The sequence below is a fragment of the Leptospira ognonensis genome, from assembly GCF_004770745.1.
GTDB lineage: Bacteria > Spirochaetota > Leptospiria > Leptospirales > Leptospiraceae > Leptospira_A > Leptospira_A ognonensis.
This window is the reverse complement of sequence record NZ_RQGD01000034.1, coordinates 412,849-432,300: the sequence shown is the minus strand read 5'-3', so window position 1 is coordinate 432,300 and position 19,452 is coordinate 412,849. Positions and strand designations below refer to the sequence as shown.

Here is a 19,452-nt window from a genome sequence, read left to right as displayed (position 1 = left end):
CTACACATTTTTTCATGGAACGAGAAAAAAATGAGAAGATCTATTTGGAAAGTTTAGGACCTAGAGAACGCATCATCGCTACGGCTCTCGATCTCTTTTATCGTCAAGGGTATGATGCGACTACCGTAAACCAAATCATCGATGTCTCCTCGACACATAAGGCGAGCTTTTACCGTTACTTCCAGGACAAAGAGGAGCTAGGTGCCATCTATTTGGACTGGCAAGGTAAAACTTTCAACGAGGGTTGGCAAATCCTAATGAAAAAAGCGGATACACCTAAAGATTTTATCCATCTCTGGATATCACTTCTCAAACGTCAGATTCGCAACCACGCCTACTTTGGCTGTCCCATTGCAAAATTTATGAGTAGTTCCGAGATTCCGGTTTCGAGCAAAAATAAAGCGAACGAAGTGTTACAGCTCTGGACAACAACCTTAGCAAATTATTTTGAACGAAAGAAAATCGAAGGATTTCTTGGACCATCATTTGCCTCACAGAAAGAGGCAAAACGATTCCTAAAAATCTTCCAAGGCAATTCTCAATTTTTTGTCATGACTGACAATGCGAAGTATTTTGATGAAATGAAAGAGGAGATGATGGAAATCATCGCTTACAACATGGCAGAAAACACTTAAGGAAGGTAAACAGGAGATAACAGTTTTTGATCTATGGTTCGGCTTGTTCTATCAAGACATAACTGTATTTTCCTTGCGCAGCTCTTTTATTTTCTGGATTTAAAAAATCACAAACGAAATCAATGCGGTTCCCAATCTTTCTCGTTAGTTTGACCTTTGCAATTACCATTTCTTTTTTGATAGGTCGCAGGTAGCGAATCGACGCGTTTGTAGTTACCATAAGTTGGGTTTCTCTTTCCATGTGAAACATACACATGACAGCTGTGAGTGTATCACCGACAGTAAAATAACATCCACCATGCATGAGACCATGGAGGGCACGGTTCTTCATCGCATAAGGGATGCTTGCCTCAGATGTTTCCTTATCTAATTTCAATATTTTCATACCTGTCGCAGCTGGGAAACATTGATCAACTAAATATTGTATGTTTTCGATAATGCTTTCACTACCCTCTTTAAATCGAAAGAGATCTTTTGGTACAACTTTGCGAGCGAGATTTAAAACTTCCATGAATACCTCATAGGTTCTTCTATTCTAAAATGTAAAAACTAATCCCTTCGGATGATACCAAGAAAAAAAATTTGGTTGAATGCTTTTTTTAATTCGTTTGGTGAATAATTTTGAGCAAAGTACTTTTCACTGGATACTTCTATCAAAGAACGCATCAACGTAAGATATACTGAAATGGTTAACTCTTTATCAATATCTTTTTTGATCAATTTTTTCTTAATGCCTTCATTGATCACTTTTTCGAGTATAAAGGGAATGAACGTATTCTGATTTTCTTCAAATAATTGCCAGGCTTTCAAACAATGTTTTCTCAAATCTGCAAAATACCCGGGAGCTACTAGATTTTCCTTCTGGGTCATACACGCGGATACATCCTCAATTTTTTTGAAGAAGTCATCTTTTGAATCTACAATTAAATTGATTCTTGAATTGATTCGATCGATTCTATTTTTCGTGCAACGTATTTGGATTTCTTCTTTCGAAGAAAAATACTTATAAATTGTTTTTTTACTGATACCTAAATGCGTAGCAATCTCGTCCAAAGAGGAACTTGAATAACCATTTTGAATGAAATACGTTTCTGAAAACGCAAGGATTTTCTGTTCTATTTCTGTATCCAATGTCTATGCTCTTCCACGTCTCAAGGACCGAAACGAATGGAGGAATATCGATATTGATACTTTAAATCCCTTTCGTATGTAATAGATCCCTTCTAAGTTCGCAAGGTAAAAAGCAGGAATTAGAATGAGTGTGATTAATGTAGAGGCAATGATGCCATAAGAAAGTGCAATGACCATTGGCTCTATAAATCGATCTGAACCTCCGATACCATAAGCAGTTGGCATGAGTCCAAGCACGGTTGTTCCCGTCGTAATTACAATTGGACGCAGTCGTCTAACAGCTCCTTCAATGATTTGAGGAATAATTTTATCGGAAGAAAACTTTTCACCGTGATTATCATCTACAATTTTATTGATAAATTCAACCATCATTATCGAGTTATTAACAACGATTCCAGATAGACCGATGACTCCGATCAAACCTAAAAAAGAAAATGGCCTATCATGAAAATAAAAAGCCCAGATGACTCCGATCAATCCGAACGGAATGGCAAGTAGAACGAGAATCGGTTGTGTAAGGGAATTGAATAGAAGAGCAATCACAAGGTAAATGGCTATAATTCCACCGATAAAGGCAATCAGTAGGGACTTAACTGACTCTTTCGTTTTCTCAGCTTCTCCTCCATACGTTAATCTCACTTCTTGATTGGCCTTTAGTTCATTTGCATACTTTGTTAGGATCGAATCGATCACTTTCTGAGGTTGCACTGTTACTTTAGATCTCGCCGTTATCGTAGTCGTTATATCTCCATCTGTATGATAGATCGAAGATTCGGCTTTGACTTTGGATAGACTCGCAAAAGACCGAATGGGCACAAGCCTTCCCTCTCTGTTTCTTACTTCTAAACCAAGTACATTTGTGATTTCTCTTCTCGCCGATTCAGGAAATCTAACACGAATATCTATCTCTTCATTATTTTTAACGATGGAGGTGGCTCTGACACCATCAAAGGCGATCCTGAGAGTGCTAGCCACTTCTTGCACGTTTAAGCCAACGGTTGCTAAACGCACATAGTCGATATCAAGTTTATACTCTTCTCTCCCAATTTTATAGTTCGTTGTCACATCGAAAACGCCGTCCATGACTTTTAAGTCTTCGACAATCCTACTTACGAAATCGGAACGAAGGCCATCATTATCAGAATGAACATGGATTTCGATCGGTTTTCCTGCTGGTGGACCTGGTTTTTGTAAATCGTATGTAAGCTCTTTGTAGCCCTTAACGCTAAGATCAATTTTGCCTTTCAGTTCATCCATCACCATTTGTGCTTCCCTTTTTCTTTCAGAGGAAGGAACAAGTGTTACCTGTGCATATGCTAAATGTTTATCTCCACCTACAGGTGCCGCCAGCTCCTGCGTACTTTGGGTTCCAATTTTTGATAGATAGAAGGACACTTCTTCTTTTGGAAGTTTTAAGATCTCAGCCTCTATCTTTTTAATAACTGACTCGGTGGCGTCAAACGTAGATTCTGAAGGCATTTCTAAATATACAAAAAATGTATCTGCACCGTCTGGTGGGAATAAATTGAAAATCACCTTGTTTTTTCCCCAGTACAATGTAAAAATTAGAAGAAAGATAGTGAAGAGGATCGTTAGGTATTTATACTTCAAAATCGATTGCATTGCTTTTGCGTAAGGCAATGAAATCCGGTTGAAAAAACGATCTTGCCAATTTTCTATCTTCTTAATCTCACCATCATTAAAAATGTGCGTTAAGTGATTGGGCAAAACAAACCATGAATTAAATAAAGATCCAACTAAGGATGCGATGACAACAACAGGAATGACATAAACAAATCGACCAAGTGTTCCCGACATTGTCAACATGGGGCCGAAGGATAAAACGGTTGTTAGAACGGACGCAAAAACGGGAATGACCACTTCTAGAGTGCCTTCTGTGATGGCTTCAAGTTTGGAAAATCCTTTTGCTTTATAAAATATAGAGTTCTCGGTTACAACGATGGATTGGTCAACGATCATTCCCAGAGCAATGATCATCGCCGCAAGGGAAACCGAATTGATATCCGAATTTGTCCATTTCATAATGATAAAGGTTATCGCAAGTGATACCGGAATGCTTAGAGCAACAAGAAACGAACTTTTCAAATCAAGAAAGATAACAAGGATAATAATCACGAGAGCAAAACCGAGATAAGCATTTGAAGTTACGACTGCTAACCTGTTTCTTACGACTCTCGTATCATCATTGACCGGTGTTAAAACTATCCCCGCAGGTAGTACTGTTTGTTTTTCTTTCAGATAATCTTTGATCGTATCTACAACTCTGATTATATCAGCATTCGATGCTTTTTTGATCACGAGCATGATACCAGATTTACCATTAAATATGGTTCTCATCTTCTCATCCTCAAATGACTCACGTACTATGCCGATATCTCTCACTCGAACTAAACCACCACCAAACTCAGATCGAACGATCACATTTTTTACATCCTCAATGGAGTCAAACTGAGATAAGGTTAAAATATTTCGTTGAGTATTAAAGGATTCAATATTTCCTCCCGTGGCACGGATATTTCTTTTATTTAAGGCAACAAGAACATCATTGAGCGCAACATAATAGGCTTTTAGTTTTATGGGATCGAGATCTACTTCAAATTCTTTATCTCGGAATGCATACTTGTCAACATAGGAGACCCCTTTGATGTGTTTGATGTCCTTCTCCATGATTTTAGCAATTCGGCGCAATTCGGAATATTCAACATCGCCCGAGATTCCAACCGTAAGAACAGGGGCCTCAGTCGATTTGAGATCTCTAATGTTCGGGCTTTCTTTTACCTCCGTAGGCAGGGAGGAAACTTTATCTACAGCGCGTCGAACTTCATCCTTCACCTCATCTGGATTCGGGAAATTAATATCAATATCAACTGTGATGATAGAAACGTTTTCAGCGGAGATAGAAGTAAATTTATCGATGCCTTTGACACTCTTCAGTTCATCCTCAATGAGGCGTGTCACGTTTTGTTCCACATCCGAAGGTGAGGCGCCAGGATATTTTGTCGTAATGATCATTTTTCCCAAGTCCACTTCGGGAAATTTATTGCGGTTCATGCGGCTGATACTTGACCAAGCGATGAGAACGATAAACACGAGAATCACGTTTACAAGGAGGCTACGCTTTAGGAAAAATTGGATGAGATAACGCATGGTTTATACCTTTCTCGCCTACTTTTGGTAAACTCAGGAAACTAATCAAGGATTTTAAGTTTCCTACGAAAAATGATTCAGAAAATTTAATGGCATGGTTTAAAAAAACCAAAGGCTTTCTAGCCCCTTTCCTTTTCCGTTTCTTGTTTGGAGCCCGCGAAACAAGGACAAAGACTAAATTATATCTTGATTTGCACGTCCAAAACCAGTAACATCGAATTTGGATCGAAAGAGAATGAATCGAAAAACGGGTGTCATAGTTTTTGTTCTCCTTTTGCAAAATGCATCAATTTTCAGTATGGATATAAAACCAGAATTTAAGTGGTATGAAAAGATCATCCTGTATCCGGTTCTTTTTGCTTACTACGGATCAAAAGATCTATACCATTCATTGACTGTTAGTCGCACGATCACTCCGCTCCACAAACTTGTCACGGGTAAAAATAACGACCAAAAAGTTCTAAAGCTAATCCGAGAAGGAGCCAATATAAATGCACAGGATAACGAAGGTCAAACACCTCTTCATTATGCTATGAGAAATGGCAGAGGAGAGATGGCAAAATTACTCATTGATCATGGGGCCAAGGTATCGATTTTGGACTCCGAAAAAATGAGCCCGATTTGGTATGCATCTAACTTAGAGGATGCGGATGTCATACAACTGATGCTTGCTAAGGGTGCAAACGTTCATGAATTCTCAAGTTTGACAGATGAAACCCTTTTACATACAGTCTCTTTGGCGGGCAACTTGAAGGTTTTAAAGGTTCTCCTTGCCAATGGAGCTCAAAGCGACACAAACAAATTAGATTATAAAAAAGAGACGCCCTTACATAAAGCAGTTTTATCAAGATCGAAACAAAAGTTTGAGGTGATTGACTTACTTTTAAAAAAGGGAGCAGACCTTGCTCTAAAAAACAGGGACGGAAAAACATCCTTCGAATTGCTTTTGCAATCAAAAGCGGAACCTTTTTCGGATCAAGTTTTAGATCAAAAGTGCATCGATTACATTAATAGAATACAAAAATAAATTTGGTTGCAACTTTTAAAACTTCCGTCGTATCCTAAGTAAGTTTCAGAAATCTTAGTTCTGGCTGGGAGAATCTATGATGAGAAAAAATCTATCAGGTCTATTCATTACTTTTGCCGTTTTCATGCTTGCCTGCAATCTGTATGCAAAGGCGACTGCGGATATGGCGAGTGAAATCATGGTGCCATTCGATCCGAATAAAAAAAAAGTGGGAGAAGAGTGTAAGACCTCTGACGAATGCCAAAAACACCATGAGTGTGTCAAGACGGACGAGAAAGGAATCTGCACTGCTCCTCCTCGGCCAAAACTCCCGCCAGGCGCCGTTACTTAATTCCGAAAGGATATAACACTTGGCCTTTGGTATGGATGCAGTCCGGGCCCGGCTGACAGGCTTTGACCTTCTCTTTATTTTGGGGACTTTAACACTCGCCTGCACGATGGCAAGCGTTACCGTGTTTTGGCCACTTTTGTTTATACCGATGCTAACAGTCCATAGTTGGCTCTTTGGATATGAGCACCTATGGTCCACTTACACGAAACTCCTTCTCCATCCCGACGACCGCAGGCGCCATCTGACATTGATTTTACTAATACCTATCTTCATACTCATGGGAATGCTCCTCCTGGGACAAACATTTGGACTCAAAGGAATCTATGTCCTTTATTTTTTCGGTCAATTTTTCCACACAGTGCGCCAAAGCTGGGGTCTAACGCAAGTTTACCGTCGCAGGGCAGGTGGCATTGCTTGGGACTCCGAGCGCCTCTCAGAACTTACGATTTGGTCTGTACCGATTTGGGGATTCCTCCATCGGTGCGCAGAGCGACCAGATGAATTTCTTTTCCAAGATTTCTGGCTTCCGCCTATCCCGCAAAGTCTTGTTCACCTAGTCGGTCTCATGAGTGTTCTGCTTTGGATGTATTGGTTTTATTTGCGGCTTGTTGATTACAAGAGAGGTAGACTTGCCATAGGTCATAGTCTGTATATGATATCCCACCTATTCGTATTTTTTGGCGCCTACATTTTGATAGGTGAAATTTGTTCAGGATGGTTACTCGTTAATGTTTGGCATAATGTACAATATATCGCATTTGTATGGATCTACAATCGAAACCGTTTCCTTCAGGGAGTAGATCCGCGTTCACGGTTTCTTTCTTGGTTGTCGCAAAGGGGTGCTGGACACGGTGCTCTTTACTTTTTGGTCACGGTCCTTCTGGCCCTTCCTTTTTATTATCTTTTACCCGAACTAGGATACTCACTCGATGGTCTCATTAAAAATACTGCGGTTCCTTTTGCAGTCACATTGGCAATGACTTTGACCTTTCATCATTACATAGTGGATGGAATCATTTGGAAACGACAAAACAACTCGGATGTCGATTTTGAAAAGCTTTTGAAGTTCCAATAACGAAATCTAATTTTGCTTCTCGATTTCCATTTTGACCTTTCGTGCAATCGAAGAAGGAAATTGGGATGTCAGCTCTTCTATTTTTACCCATTTCCAAAGTAAGTCTGGTCCAAACTGATTCATTTTGGATTTCAAAACATCTTTTATGACTTCCGATCTCTTGATTTGAAATTCGAATTTATGATGCGTGATCGTATGTTTGAATTTCATTGGAAGGGTCCGAAAATCAAAAGAGAGATTCAGAAGTTCTAAATCCTCACTGGGAGCGTACACATCATCACGGTCTTCCGTTACAAAAAAAATAGGCAATACATACATCCCTTTTAAGAAACGAGGACGTAATTCACGAATGAGTAAGACCTCATCCCCGCAAGCAATCCACAGAATGTTTCCGAATAAATGAATTTGTTTTTTATCCTTAATTCTTCTAGGAATCGAATCTGTTTTCCCTGTTACTTGCGTTTTACAATCACCTATCAGTGGGCAGGTGAGACATTTTGGATTTTCGGGAAGGCAAATCATGGCGCCTAATTCCATCACGGCTTGGTTGTGATCTCCTGGAGATTCTAAGTTTAAAAAACCATCGGCGAGTGCTTGTAAATCTCTGTCGGCTTTACTTCCTAAGATATTTTCCTCATACTGAAAAAATCGGGATAACACTCGTTTTACATTGCCATCCAAAACTGCTACGCGAAAATCATAGGCAATCGAGAGAACAGCCCTTGCCGTATAAGGACCGATTCCAGGAATCTTCAAAGCCTCGGTTAAGTCTTTCGGAAATCTACCGTTAAAATTAGAAGTTAAATAGATGGCTGCTTTTCTTATGTTTCTAGCACGACTATAATAACCTAATCCTTGCCAGGCGGACAGGACTTCTTCTTCCTGTGCTTTAGCGAGCGTTTCTATATCTGGAAATTTTGCGAGGAATTTTGAGTATAAGGGTAGCATGGCAGCAACCCTCGTCTGTTGTAACATGATCTCCGAGATCCAAATCTCATACGCGGCTTTTTTCTTTCTAAAAGGTAAGTCCCTTTTGTTCCGATGGAACCAAGCAAGGAGCCGTTCTTTAGGATTCAAATTTCCGTATCTTGTATGGAATATCTAAGGTAGGTATTGCAGGATGCTTCTTCTGTATAGCGAACTAAATCATAATCCAATCTCGTGGACCTGAAAAAACGGGAATGTGCCAAACGCTCTCTGATTTCCTGCCGGATATGGTCACGGGCTTCCGCCCTCTTTGCATAAAACGCAGGCGAAAGAATCTCACTTTTATACGAGAGACTCCCCTCGCGGTAAATAGCGACCGTCACTTGAACTCTATATTTCCTGCGGAGATTTGGTTTTACTTCAACATTCATGTCTAATTAAAGAGAGTTTTCTTCCCTATTATGAGTTTCGACTTGTAGGGACCTGAAATTGAAAGTTACCTTAATTTTTCGAACTGCTTGCTCAAAAATTCACTCCAAAATTTATAGATAATGAGACCATAACTAGATGAATCCGAAATACAATGAATCGCCCTTCTTTTATCACCGCAGAAAAACGAGAGAAGTAAAGGTTGGAAATGTAGGCATTGGCGGCGAAAACCCGATCCGTATCCAATCCATGATCACATCAAACACTCGTGATACGGATGCTAGCATCATTCAAATCCAAGCCCTGGAAAACATCGGATCTGAAATTGTAAGACTGACAGTCCCGAGCCAAGCTGATGCAGATAACTTACCAAACATTCGTAAACGGATGAAAGAACTTGGGCTTAAAGTTCCGCTTGTGGCAGATATCCATTTTACACCACAGGTTGCTTTAAAATGCGTAGAATGGGTGGAAAAAGTAAGAATCAATCCTGGTAATTTTGCGGACAAGAAAAAATTTGATATCATCGAATACACGGATCGCGAATACGAAGAGGAACTTGAACGTATCGAAGAAGTATTCACCCCTCTCGTGTTACGTGCTAAAGAGCTAGGTGTCGCCATGCGTATTGGAACCAACCATGGTTCGTTAAGTGACAGGATCATGAACCGGTTTGGCGATACTCCGCTCGGTATGGTTGAGAGTGCTTTAGAATTCATTCGCATTGCCGAACATAATAACTATAAAGACATCGTTGTTTCAATGAAAGCATCTAACCCGCAGGTGATGGTCCAAGCATATCGACTTTTAGTATCTAGATTTTATGAACTGTCCATGGACTACCCATTGCACCTAGGGGTCACAGAGGCAGGTGATGGGAAAGATGGTCGTATCAAATCTGCGATGGGCATTGGGGCACTCCTTGAAGATGGCCTTGGTGATACGATTCGTGTTTCACTTACAGAAGATGCAGTCGCAGAGATTCCCGTAGCAAGAGAGCTCGTAAAAAAATACAATGATTTGTATATGAAATCCTTAGGAAAGGAAAGCACAACATATCAGGAATTTAGAGATCCTTACGCTTACTCCAGATTCTACTCTAAAGAATTAATGCTCGGTGAAACCGGACTCGGCGACAAACATCCTGTACGGGTTGAGACAGAATTTCCATTTTTTGGTTTGGAAAGTGTCGCAGAGATTCAATCAGCCAATGCCAAAGGCGTACAAACATCAAAACAAAATGAGATTGTTTTTTTTGACTTCAAAGATGAATTAGCCCTCACTGCCGCCGCCTCACTTAAACGCAAAAATCAAATCCCGAATCCAATTGGTTTTACTCTCTCGGATGAATTGGCGATGCAGTATGATAGTTTGGCGGAGGAAATTTTCGGACTGCAAAAATGGGTCGTAAGTCCGTTTCTTTTCTTTGATGCGACAAATCCAGATTCGATAGAATGGAATCAATTTTTTGATTTTGTAGGCAATTATGCAAAAGACAAAAGAGCAGTTGAGTTTTGCCTTGAAGCCAACCAGATCTCGAGCGTAAATCACATCTTAAATGAATGTAGAAAACGGAAGATTCAAAATATTTCTTTTTCTCTCGCTGTGCCCGATTTACTGGAAACACGAAAACTTGCCTATGCTCTAAAGGATTCTGATTATCCCATCTGTCTTTGCGGGACGTTTGCGACAGAAGAAGAGGCTTTGTACACGTGTTCCATCCATTTTGGTGGCCTTCTCCTAGATGGGATTGGGGATTCTCTGCGCATCCGTCTTCTCGATAAAGATCATACGGCAACCCTTTCCCTTTCCTATGATATTTTGCAAGCCACTCGATTTCGACTGACAAAAACGGAATACATCTCTTGTCCCTCCTGCGGACGAACCATGTTTGATCTACAATCTACAACTGCCAAAATCAAAGCCTACACAAGCCATCTAAAAGGTGTGAAGATAGCAGTGATGGGTTGTATTGTGAATGGACCAGGCGAAATGGCAGATGCCGATTTCGGCTACGTGGGAGCAGGCATCGGGAAAGTGCATCTGTATAAAGGAAAGGAAATCGTTGTGAAAGGCATTTCCGAAATCGAAGCCACGGAAAGACTGATTGACCTAATCAAAGCAAATGGAATGTGGGTAGACCCATAAGGTCTAACTACTTTTCATTTGTCGCATCAAGCAAAGGCGTAAGTCCTGGAAAATTTTTGACCCTACCATCTAACCTGTGTTCTATGGATTTTACCTCAGGGAAATTTAAGTAAATCGTCGCATCAATCGCTCGGATTGTAGCATTTAAAGCATTGGTTCTGCGAGCCCTTGTGACAACTTCACTTTCCTTTTGACCAATATCTCCGCCAGAATAATACGTGGTCGTATCCACTGGGGCATTGGCACTAGGCTCCTCCTCAACTTCATTTCCGCTTCTAATGATCTGAGGGAGACGATACTCATTCATGACGCTTTCTAGCATCGATTCGTTCCAATCCAAAATCATCCTCTTACCATTGTCACGGACCCAGATTTTTTTTAATGCGAATTGCAAATCTAAAAGTTTTTTCGGGTTGAATAACTTGTCTTTGGTGGCAGCACTTTCCTCGACACTGAAGTAAGGAGGAGCACCTACTTGGCCAATGAGTTGGTAAGTAAATTGGATAGAGTCATCGTTACGTAATAATTTTCGATTAACCGGTATTTGATTTTCACCGCCATCCGAGATAAAAATTTTCACCTCTTCTCTGTGGTCAATGGATGGCCATTGGAAGACATTGAACGGAACAAGTAAGTTAAAAGGATTTTTTTCGGTTAGGATAAAAAAGGTAAAAAATAAAAGCAGAGAGAACCAGGACAAAAATAAAAACTGAAATTCGCGACTCGATTTTTCACGTTCTGTTCCAATATTATAAAACTTTGTCCTCCAAAAATTGATATTATCTTTGGCAATGAGTGAATATTCTTTAATCTTTGGATGAAGCATAAGTTCGAATTCCCTTGATGATACTACGTGCTATTTTTTTTTGAAAGTTTTTATCTTTTAAAATTTTGCTTTCTTCGAGGTTCGTGAGATACCCCATTTCTATCAGTACCGCAGGCATCAGACTTCCTCGCAAGACAGAAAAATCTGCTTTTTTCACACCACGCGTCGAAATCGAATTGAGAAGTCCTTTCCCATACTCTTCCTCTATGGATTCCGCAAGCTTTTTCGATCGGCGCTGGGTGACACTTGATAACATTTGTGATTGGATGACATTGACGATCCGATTTGGATGAGGACTTAAAAATTTATTTTCGATGAGTGCCGTTTCACGTGCTTGTTCTGTGCTCGGACTTTGAGATAGGTAATAAATTTCAAATCCTCCTGCCTTTTCATTGAGCGAGGCATTGCAATGAAGTGAAATGAATATAGAATCTCGAGTATCTTTAAGCAAAGAATTTGCCTGCTTGGACCGATCTTCCAGTTCAATAAAGACATCACTTTTTCTTGTTAGGAGAAGCCGAATCTCAGGGTAATATTTTCGAAGGTACAAATAGAGATACTTGGCCACTCCAAGACTCACCTCTTTCTCAAAATATCCGGTCGCATCAGAAGTTCCTGGATCCTTTCCTCCATGTCCTGCATCGATGATGATCGCTTTAACATTGATATTTTTTTTGGGGACTGGTGATCCTGATACATCTAACAAGAGCTCGGTCTCTTTGAATTTATAGCGAAAATCATAGGCGATTAAATTCAAAAATATTGCCTCGGCTATATCAATGGGTAGATACAGATCTCCATTTTTTGTGAGCGATGGTTTCGGGATTTTTATGATTTTATCATCTAAGATAAAAAAACTGGAGCCCAATCTAAATTGGATTTTTCCTTGCGGAGATTGTATGATTGTCACGAGTGAGGAGGCTCGCATATTGAAAGTTAACTCTGGGAAAATGGGCGAAAGTTCAGAATATAATACGTAATTGCCTTTTCCATATAAAGGCAATTTTACAGTTTCACCAAACAGCGGTAGGTTTATGAAACATAAACCTACAAAGAGAAGGACTAACTTTTCTTGAAAACGGAAATTATCTTTTTCCAAATCGATTTTTTCTTAGGTGTTGTCTTGTCAGCAGATGCGTCTTTGTCGAAAAGATTCCTTCGCGAAGGATTGGCATTCTGATGCGAGTTTGCTTGTTTATTTTGGTTTGGACCTTTGTGACTTGCATTCTTATGCGTTTTTGCATGAGGCTTTTCGGATGCCTTTTTAGGTCTCTCCGATTTCGAATGGGAGGTAGCAGCAGGATGAGCATGAGGATGCCCTTCGTGAGGGTGTGCCATCTTTGCAGGAGGGTGCTGTTTCCTTTTGTCCTTATCTCGGTCTCTGCCGCGACTTGGTTTCTCTCTTTTGTCGCGTTTGTCTCTCTCTTGGTATTTCTTTTCGCCAGGAATGGTTTCTTCTGGGAAAACAGGAGTAAACTCTCCTTTCGGAAATTGCAAATACTCTTCGTTCACATCCACCACTGGCAATTTTGAATTTAGGTATTTTTCAATTCTTTCCAGTTCCGTGTAGTCCGTCTCTGAACAAAATCCAATGGAGCGACCTTTCCTGCCGGCTCTTGCGGTCCGTCCGATCCTGTGCACATAATTTTCCGCATCCTGTGGCAGATCATAATTATAAACTACATCTATATTTTCAATGTCGATACCACGTGAGGCGACATCTGTCGCGATCAAGTATTGATACTTTCCTGCCTTAAAATCACGAAGCAGACGTATGCGCTTTTTCTGATCTAACTCTGAGGAAAGACCTGTAGCGGTAATTCCAAAATTGCGAAGGCAAGCTACAATCTTTGGAATATTCATTTTATAGTTTGTGAATATGATTCCTAAACCTTCTATTGGATAATTTAACAAAGAATTGACGAGATAAGGCAATTTTTCATCACGACCAAGGTGCAGAAGCGTTTGATCTATGCGTTCAGTGATCACCTTTTCTGGGTTAATATGAACCTCGATCGGATCGACAAGGTACTTACTTGCAAGACGAACCACTTCATAGCTGAGAGTCGCACTAAAGAGTAAACTTTGTTTTCTGTTCTTACATTTATGGAAGATGTATTTGAGATCCATAACGAAGCCCATATCAAACATGCGATCTGCCTCATCCAGAATGACGACTTTGATGGCATCAAGAGATAAGCCATGATTTTTAACAAAATCAATGAGTCGGCCAGGCGTTGCGACGATGAGACAACCTTTATTGCCCAATGCTTCCTCTTGGGAACGGTAGTCCGTCCCACCAATGATGGTGGCGACACCATAATCTGTGAATTGGAGGAGCTTTCTTGCCTCCTCACCGATCTGAATCGTCAGCTCGCGCGTGGGTGCAAGGACAAGCGCATAAGGAAGAGGCTCCTCCTCTTCGCTGGAAAGTAGCCTGTGCAGAGTCGGGAGCAAAAAGGCCATCGTTTTCCCAGTACCTGTTTGTGCAAGGCCCGTTACGTCCTTACCTTCCATAGCGTAGGGAATGGCTTTGGTTTGGATGGGAGTGAGTTCCGAATAGCCGATTTTATCTAAGGCTTTTTGGATGGATTCGTGAAAAGGGAGTTCAGTAAATTTCATATTTATTTCTTTTGGAATGCTACTTCTATGGTGTCACCGTAACAAAATAGGTTGGAATAGAGTTTGTAGGCCCAGACTGGGAACCTACCGCGTAGGCTTAAGTCCCGTTTCGGGTGATACGACATAGGTCTAGCATATCTGAATCTGTAGCCAAGGATTGACAAGAGTTTTTTCAGGGAACCCAGGTCATAGTCATAGAAGTGGTCCTCGGGATGCGTTGCAAACCACGCCTCGGGGTTTGTTTGGTAAGTTGGTCCAAAAAAGGAAGGGAGTGCCAAATAGACAATCCCACCCGGTTTCATCCAGGCATCTATTTTCAACCAAAGGGCCTCAATATCCAAAATGTGTTCGATCACAAAAAAAGCACAGAGGATATCTACAGATCTGGAATAGGCGTGATCCTCAACATTCAAAATGGAATTTGCCGTTACATCCAGTCCCAACGTGGAAACAGAGTAACTTACCTCTCTTGGTGAAAGTTCGTACCCTTTGGTTTGCAGTCCTAACTTTTTCGCTTCGTCAAGGAAGAATCCTGCCGCTGACCCGATTTCGAGTAAAAACTTTCCCCTCATATCCGACCCAAAGAGCTCTCGCATTACCCCGAGCCTACGTCTTGCCATCATACGCAGGTTAGGCTCGTCTTCATAGTATGTCTTTTTATATTGATTTTGATATTCTTCTAAAAAATACGAATCACCGTAAGCTCTCTCTTTAGCTAAACTATATTTTAAAATCCCGGTGTGTTTACAGATTTCGTAATGATTTGGAAATTTAGAATCAGGTATAAATGCAAATAAACTCAAAAGAAAGTCCGCTTTTTTGAATCCATGGATTTTTCATATTGGGCACGGGCGGCCCTTTTATTTTCGTAAGCTTCCGTTAAATTAGGATTCAAATCAAGAGCCATCTGAAATTCCTGAAGGGCCCTTTTGAATTCTGTATTCTTAAAATAGCATACACCTAAATAATTATGAGCTTTGGCCGCGATACTCGGCGCGACGTCGGAACGAACGATGATGTTTAGCTCATCTATCGCTTTTTCCCGATCGAGAAGAGAGCCTGAGTCAATTAAAATTTTAGAAAGTACGAGTCGAGATTCCATATCTTCGGGATCAATGTGAGAGGCGCGAAATGCCTCTTCCTTGGCTTTAGCTGTTCCCGCAGACGACCCACTTCCCGCATAACATAAAGCAAGTTTTCTATGAGCCAATTTGATCTCATTGCCATCCCGGGAATGATTCAACACATAAACCAAACTTTTTTCTGCTGCAGTGAAATTGCGCACTCGAAGGTAACTTTCTGCAAGCTTCAAGCGTGCCTCATGCAATTCCATCTTCTCTGCTAAAATTTCTTCGTATTCCGATATGGCCTCTGCATAAAATTTATTTTCTAAGTAATAATCACCGATGGCAAGCCTACTCGGAACGTGGCTTGGGTCAATGGCTGATGCCTTTCTTAAACTCTCGATAGCTTTTGTGGGCATACCTGCATGCAGATATGCGATTCCTAAATTATATCTTGCGGAAAGATTTTTGGCATTCAAAACGATTGCAGCCTCAAATGCTTGGATGGCTTCGCCGTATCTTTCCATTTCGTCGAGTATGATACCTAGATTCACGAATGCAGTCTCCGAATAACTATCGCCAGGTGTCATGCGAATGATCCGTCGAAACAGGTTTTCTGCTTCTACGAGCTCACCTTTTTTATAGTAAAGCTCTGCGAGTGCAAAAATAGAATCAATGTCATTGGGCTTTAAAACAAGTGCTTTTTTAAGTGCTTGGATCGCAAGCGATGACTGACCCATGGCAATAAAGGCTTCCGAAATATAACGGTAAATTTCAGGGTCATTGGCTCCTGAATCTAATGCCTTTTGAAAATACCGAGCCGCCTCCTCGGTATTCTTCTTTTTCATCTGAATGAGACCAAGGTTGTAATAATTTTTGGCATCCGCAGGTTTGAGTCTAGCGGATTCTCTAAAATAATATTCTGCTCTGTCGAAGTCTTCTCTACCATAAAAAATGGAACCAAGATGGCCATACGAAAGTGCCGCCACATTGGAATTAGGTGAAGCAAGAGCTGCTTTTTGAAATTCGTCAATGGCCTCGGGAATTTTCCCCTGCTTCAGATAGCTGATTGCTAAATTATAACTGAGAACAGGGTCACTAGGCGCAAGAGCTTGGCCTTCTTTATAAGCTTCGATGGCTGCGCCTGAATCACCTATCTCTTGGTAAAGATTTCCAGTTAATAGAGCAATGCGTGGATCGTTTGGAGCGATTTCTTTTGCTTTGGCAGCAGCCTTTCTAGCTTCTTCAAATTTACCCGAATGTTTAAAGGCTAAGGCAAGATTATAATAAGCGAAATAATTTTTTTGATCGTATTGAACGGCCTTTTCGAATCTTTCGATGGCACTCACATACCGCCCTGCTTCGTCAAACATGACACCTAAGACAGTCAGGGCAATGGACTTATCCTCATCTTTGCCAGGAGTATTTAGAAACTCTTCGCAAACACGAAAAGCTTTATTCACATAACGATCGTAATAAGAATTTAAACAATTGGCCAAACCAGCATTGATCGAATCTTTTGGAAGGTAAGGCTTGTCCAAAAGCAATTCGAGTGACCTTCTATCAGCTGGTGCGGTTGATAAAGATTTGGATATTTCTTCAGGATTCGTCTTTTTATAGTAATAAAAATAGTAAACGCCAGCGGTACAAACCACTGCAATTAAAATGATGAGTGTCGCCCAAAATAGAAAACTTAAAATCGGTTTGTTTGTTTCTGTTTTGGACGCGTAATTGGATTCTTGCTCTTTTTCGTCGAGCCTTCTAAGGTAAGGATCTTCCTTATAATAACTTGGTTGGGAACTTTTCCAGTCTTCTTCGATTTTAAATCTATTTTTGTGGATCGGTTCCATGTTCACCTAGCTTGCCGTTACTTGCTAAGATCTCTTTTTTGTAGAATGCATCTAACAAACCGTTTATGAAATGTGCAGATTCTTCTGTTTCAAATTCTTTTGTCAACTCAACTGCTTCACTTATGACCACGGGGCCCGCAAGGAAGGGTTCTTTTTGAAGACTAAGGATCGACAACCGAAGGATGCAGCGGTTCACAACAGAGATCCGCGATAGCTCCCAATTTTCGGAATACTTCTTAATGAGATTATCGATCGATTCCCGTTTTTCCACGACACCTTTCACGAGAAAGATGGCGTAATCCTTTTCTTCTTTGGAGATTTTTTTGTCATACCAGTCGAACTTCATCGCACGGTTTGGATCTGTGCCTACCAAATCAATTTGGTAGAGGCACATCAGGGCAAGGGATCGACCTCTATGCCTGCTACTCATCCGATCTCTTGGAAGAGATTTGCCATTTCTATGGCGGTGGTTGCTGCCTCATAGCCCTTGTTTCCTGCTTTGGTTCCTGCCCTTTCAATCGCCTGTTCAATCGTTTCTGTGGTAATTACGCCAAAAATCACTGGAATTTGAGAAGTAAGGGAGAGGGCACCTACCTTCGCAGCCTCGCCTGAAACCAACTCGTAATGAGAAGTCGCACCCCGAATGACGGCACCGAGGCAGATGATAGAAGAAAATGATAACTTTTTGGAATGGATTACTTTGGACACAGTTCCTGGAAGTTCATAGGCCCCAGGTACGTAAATCACAGTGATATCGGACTCCGGGATCCCGTGCTGCCGGAAGGCATCGAGTGCCCCTTTGAGTAAACTCTCGGTGATGAACTCATTGAACTTAGAAACGATGACACAATGTTTCTGTCCCTTTCCAATACGACTGCCTTCGATTTTATTTACTGCCATTTTGTTTCCATCTTCCAGATCAGGGCTTATTTCGCAAGACGAATGACAAGTGTGATCTTTCCTTCTGGATTTTCAACAACTTCGAAACCGTCTTTTTCTAGAGCTTTTTTGGCACGATACAATGCTAAATTGACAACATTGTTTTTATTTTGGTCCGTCTCTGGTAACATATTTCGCCCTCTCCTCTGATGATCGGATGTTGGGCAGTCCTTTCTTAAATCGGTACAGGCTTTACAAACTAGATTCACTTACATGTTATGTCCTATACGTATGAAAAAGAAGAAAGTGATTCCGAGAAAGAAGAAGAAAGCGGCAGCCAAACGTAAACCCGTTATCTATAGCGAGAAGGATTTTATCATCAAACCATCTTCAGTACCTGGAATCGGGATGGGACTATTCACAAAACAAACCCTATATAAAGGCGATACTGTTGGATACTATATGGGTAAGATCATCACAGATGATGATGCCGAATCTCCAAAGTACATTGATTCGAAATACTTACTTTGGATCTGTAAGGACTGGTGGATTTATGGAGAAGGAAGGGAATCCAATTATACGAGATACATCAACCATTCCGACAAGCCGAATGCCGAACTAGTAACATCTGTTCGCTGGAAAACGGCAAGATTTAAAGTTTTAAAAACGATCCCCGAAGGTAACGAAATCTTTTTTGATTATGGAAAAGACTATTGGGACAATGTGGACTTTAAACCGAAGTAAGCATCATACTGCTCTCGCGATTTCATGGAATCCTTACTAACGGCTATAGATAAAATCCTAAAGCTCGCCCCTGAAATCCAAGAGACTCTTTCTTCTAAAACAAAAATACGACATTTAAAGAAAAAAGAAATACTTTTAAAGCCTAACGAATGTATTCATTCCATTTATTTCATCAACCATGGACTTCTTCGGGGCTTTTTTTATCAAAAAAGAAAAGATATAACAACTTGGTTTTCTCTTGAAGGAGAAATCACTACCTCAATTTCCTCCTTAATAACAGGTAAACCATCCTTGGAAGGAATTGAGGCTTTAGAAGAATGTGAATTAGGTGAAATCAGCCGCCATGATCTAAATCTTCTCTATGAATCCTTTCCTGAATTTAATAAACTCGGACGTTTGCTCATGGAATTATATTATATCGAGTCAGAGGAACGAGCAGTTCATTTTCAATTCAAAACAGCCAAAGAAAGGTATACTTATTTTTTGATTAAATATTCCCACTCCTTTCATCGAATTCCTTTGACCCACATAGCTTCTTATTTGGGTATCACCAAAGAAACTCTGAGTCGCATCCGAAGTTGAACTTTTTGATCTAA

20 protein-coding genes are annotated in these 19,452 nt (G+C 40.6%); 7 read left to right on the top strand and 13 right to left on the bottom strand.

What is annotated here, in order from left to right; all coding sequences use genetic code 11:
* The first annotated feature begins 14 nt into the window (after positions 1 to 14).
* Complete coding sequence (locus tag EHQ58_RS12520; RefSeq protein ID WP_135624215.1) at positions 15 to 635, top strand: TetR/AcrR family transcriptional regulator; 621 nt, start codon at positions 15 to 17, stop codon at positions 633 to 635.
* 31 nt (positions 636 to 666) lie between these two features.
* Here the strand turns inward: EHQ58_RS12520 and EHQ58_RS12515 are convergent, their stop codons facing one another.
* Genes EHQ58_RS12515 through EHQ58_RS12505 form a run of 3 tightly spaced genes read right to left on the bottom strand, consistent with a single transcriptional unit; the run spans position 667 to position 4,934 of the window.
* The gene (locus tag EHQ58_RS12515; RefSeq protein WP_135624214.1) at positions 667 to 1,146 is read right to left on the bottom strand and encodes a PaaI family thioesterase; all 480 of its coding nucleotides are present in this window, start codon (positions 1,144 to 1,146) and stop codon (positions 667 to 669) included.
* A 38-nt stretch (positions 1,147 to 1,184) separates the two neighbouring features.
* Positions 1,185 to 1,766, bottom strand: coding sequence for a TetR/AcrR family transcriptional regulator (locus EHQ58_RS12510; protein ID WP_135624213.1), 582 nt, complete (start codon positions 1,764 to 1,766; stop codon positions 1,185 to 1,187).
* 3 nt (positions 1,767 to 1,769) lie between these two features.
* Positions 1,770 to 4,934, bottom strand: coding sequence for an efflux RND transporter permease subunit (locus EHQ58_RS12505; RefSeq protein ID WP_135624212.1), 3,165 nt, complete (start codon positions 4,932 to 4,934; stop codon positions 1,770 to 1,772).
* Positions 4,935 to 5,169: 235 nt separating this feature from the next.
* Here EHQ58_RS12505 and EHQ58_RS12500 point away from each other — a divergent pair, with 235 nt between their 5' ends.
* The 3 genes from EHQ58_RS12500 to EHQ58_RS12490 all read left to right on the top strand — a co-directional run bounded on the left by EHQ58_RS12500 (position 5,170) and on the right by EHQ58_RS12490 (position 7,367).
* A complete protein-coding gene (locus EHQ58_RS12500) occupies positions 5,170 to 5,961 on the top strand; it encodes an ankyrin repeat domain-containing protein (RefSeq protein ID WP_135624211.1) in 792 nt (263 codons plus the stop codon).
* A 79-nt stretch (positions 5,962 to 6,040) separates the two neighbouring features.
* Positions 6,041 to 6,292, top strand: a complete 252-nt coding sequence (locus tag EHQ58_RS12495; protein ID WP_135624210.1) for a hypothetical protein — start codon at positions 6,041 to 6,043, stop codon at positions 6,290 to 6,292.
* A gap of 31 nt (positions 6,293 to 6,323) precedes the next feature.
* On the top strand, positions 6,324 to 7,367 hold the full coding sequence (locus tag EHQ58_RS12490; RefSeq protein WP_135624209.1) for a hypothetical protein: 1,044 nt from the start codon (positions 6,324 to 6,326) through the stop codon (positions 7,365 to 7,367).
* Between the two features lie 6 nt (positions 7,368 to 7,373).
* Here the strand turns inward: EHQ58_RS12490 and mutY are convergent, their stop codons facing one another.
* Both mutY and EHQ58_RS12480 read right to left on the bottom strand, forming a co-directional pair.
* Positions 7,374 to 8,444, bottom strand: coding sequence for an A/G-specific adenine glycosylase (gene mutY / locus EHQ58_RS12485; RefSeq protein WP_135624208.1), 1,071 nt, complete (start codon positions 8,442 to 8,444; stop codon positions 7,374 to 7,376).
* Positions 8,441 to 8,725, bottom strand: a complete 285-nt coding sequence (locus tag EHQ58_RS12480) for a hypothetical protein (RefSeq protein WP_135624207.1) — start codon at positions 8,723 to 8,725, stop codon at positions 8,441 to 8,443. Before EHQ58_RS12480 ends, mutY begins: the two co-directional genes overlap by 4 nt.
* A gap of 136 nt (positions 8,726 to 8,861) precedes the next feature.
* Here EHQ58_RS12480 and ispG point away from each other — a divergent pair, with 136 nt between their 5' ends.
* On the top strand, positions 8,862 to 10,871 hold the full coding sequence (gene ispG / locus EHQ58_RS12475) for a (E)-4-hydroxy-3-methylbut-2-enyl-diphosphate synthase (RefSeq protein WP_135624206.1): 2,010 nt from the start codon (positions 8,862 to 8,864) through the stop codon (positions 10,869 to 10,871).
* Positions 10,872 to 10,878: 7 nt separating this feature from the next.
* On the opposite strand, the gene EHQ58_RS12470 is transcribed toward ispG, so the two are convergent.
* From EHQ58_RS12470 to EHQ58_RS18760, 8 genes are read right to left on the bottom strand one after another with little or no spacing between them, the layout of a single operon-like run.
* The gene (locus EHQ58_RS12470) at positions 10,879 to 11,697 is read right to left on the bottom strand and encodes an LIC_10740 family protein (protein ID WP_135624205.1); all 819 of its coding nucleotides are present in this window, start codon (positions 11,695 to 11,697) and stop codon (positions 10,879 to 10,881) included.
* Positions 11,678 to 12,796 (bottom strand): N-acetylmuramoyl-L-alanine amidase family protein, encoded by a 1,119-nt coding sequence (locus tag EHQ58_RS12465; RefSeq protein WP_246047347.1) that lies wholly within the window; start codon positions 12,794 to 12,796, stop codon positions 11,678 to 11,680. The genes EHQ58_RS12470 and EHQ58_RS12465 overlap by 20 nt, the downstream gene beginning before the upstream one ends.
* Positions 12,760 to 14,319 (bottom strand): DEAD/DEAH box helicase, encoded by a 1,560-nt coding sequence (locus EHQ58_RS12460; protein ID WP_135624204.1) that lies wholly within the window; start codon positions 14,317 to 14,319, stop codon positions 12,760 to 12,762. The genes EHQ58_RS12465 and EHQ58_RS12460 overlap by 37 nt, the downstream gene beginning before the upstream one ends.
* A gap of 2 nt (positions 14,320 to 14,321) precedes the next feature.
* On the bottom strand, positions 14,322 to 15,122 hold the full coding sequence (locus EHQ58_RS12455) for a class I SAM-dependent methyltransferase (RefSeq protein WP_135624203.1): 801 nt from the start codon (positions 15,120 to 15,122) through the stop codon (positions 14,322 to 14,324).
* Entirely contained in the window at positions 15,119 to 17,233 is a 2,115-nt protein-coding gene (locus EHQ58_RS12450) for a tetratricopeptide repeat protein (RefSeq protein WP_135624202.1), read from the bottom strand. The genes EHQ58_RS12455 and EHQ58_RS12450 overlap by 4 nt, the downstream gene beginning before the upstream one ends.
* The gene (gene nusB, locus EHQ58_RS12445; RefSeq protein ID WP_135624201.1) at positions 17,211 to 17,663 is read right to left on the bottom strand and encodes a transcription antitermination factor NusB; all 453 of its coding nucleotides are present in this window, start codon (positions 17,661 to 17,663) and stop codon (positions 17,211 to 17,213) included. The genes EHQ58_RS12450 and nusB overlap by 23 nt, the downstream gene beginning before the upstream one ends.
* Entirely contained in the window at positions 17,660 to 18,133 is a 474-nt protein-coding gene (ribH, locus tag EHQ58_RS12440; protein ID WP_135624200.1) for a 6,7-dimethyl-8-ribityllumazine synthase, read from the bottom strand. The genes nusB and ribH overlap by 4 nt, the downstream gene beginning before the upstream one ends.
* 26 nt (positions 18,134 to 18,159) lie before the next feature.
* Positions 18,160 to 18,303 carry a hypothetical protein gene (locus tag EHQ58_RS18760; protein ID WP_167883624.1) on the bottom strand — a complete coding sequence of 48 codons (144 nt, stop codon included), beginning with the start codon at positions 18,301 to 18,303 and terminating at the stop codon, positions 18,160 to 18,162.
* Positions 18,304 to 18,403: 100 nt separating this feature from the next.
* Between EHQ58_RS18760 and EHQ58_RS12435 the strand changes: the two genes are divergently transcribed.
* The gene (locus tag EHQ58_RS12435; RefSeq protein ID WP_135624199.1) at positions 18,404 to 18,856 is read left to right on the top strand and encodes an SET domain-containing protein; all 453 of its coding nucleotides are present in this window, start codon (positions 18,404 to 18,406) and stop codon (positions 18,854 to 18,856) included.
* A gap of 24 nt (positions 18,857 to 18,880) precedes the next feature.
* Positions 18,881 to 19,438, top strand: coding sequence for a Crp/Fnr family transcriptional regulator (locus tag EHQ58_RS12430; protein ID WP_135624198.1), 558 nt, complete (start codon positions 18,881 to 18,883; stop codon positions 19,436 to 19,438).
* The last annotated feature ends 14 nt before the right edge of the window (positions 19,439 to 19,452 follow it).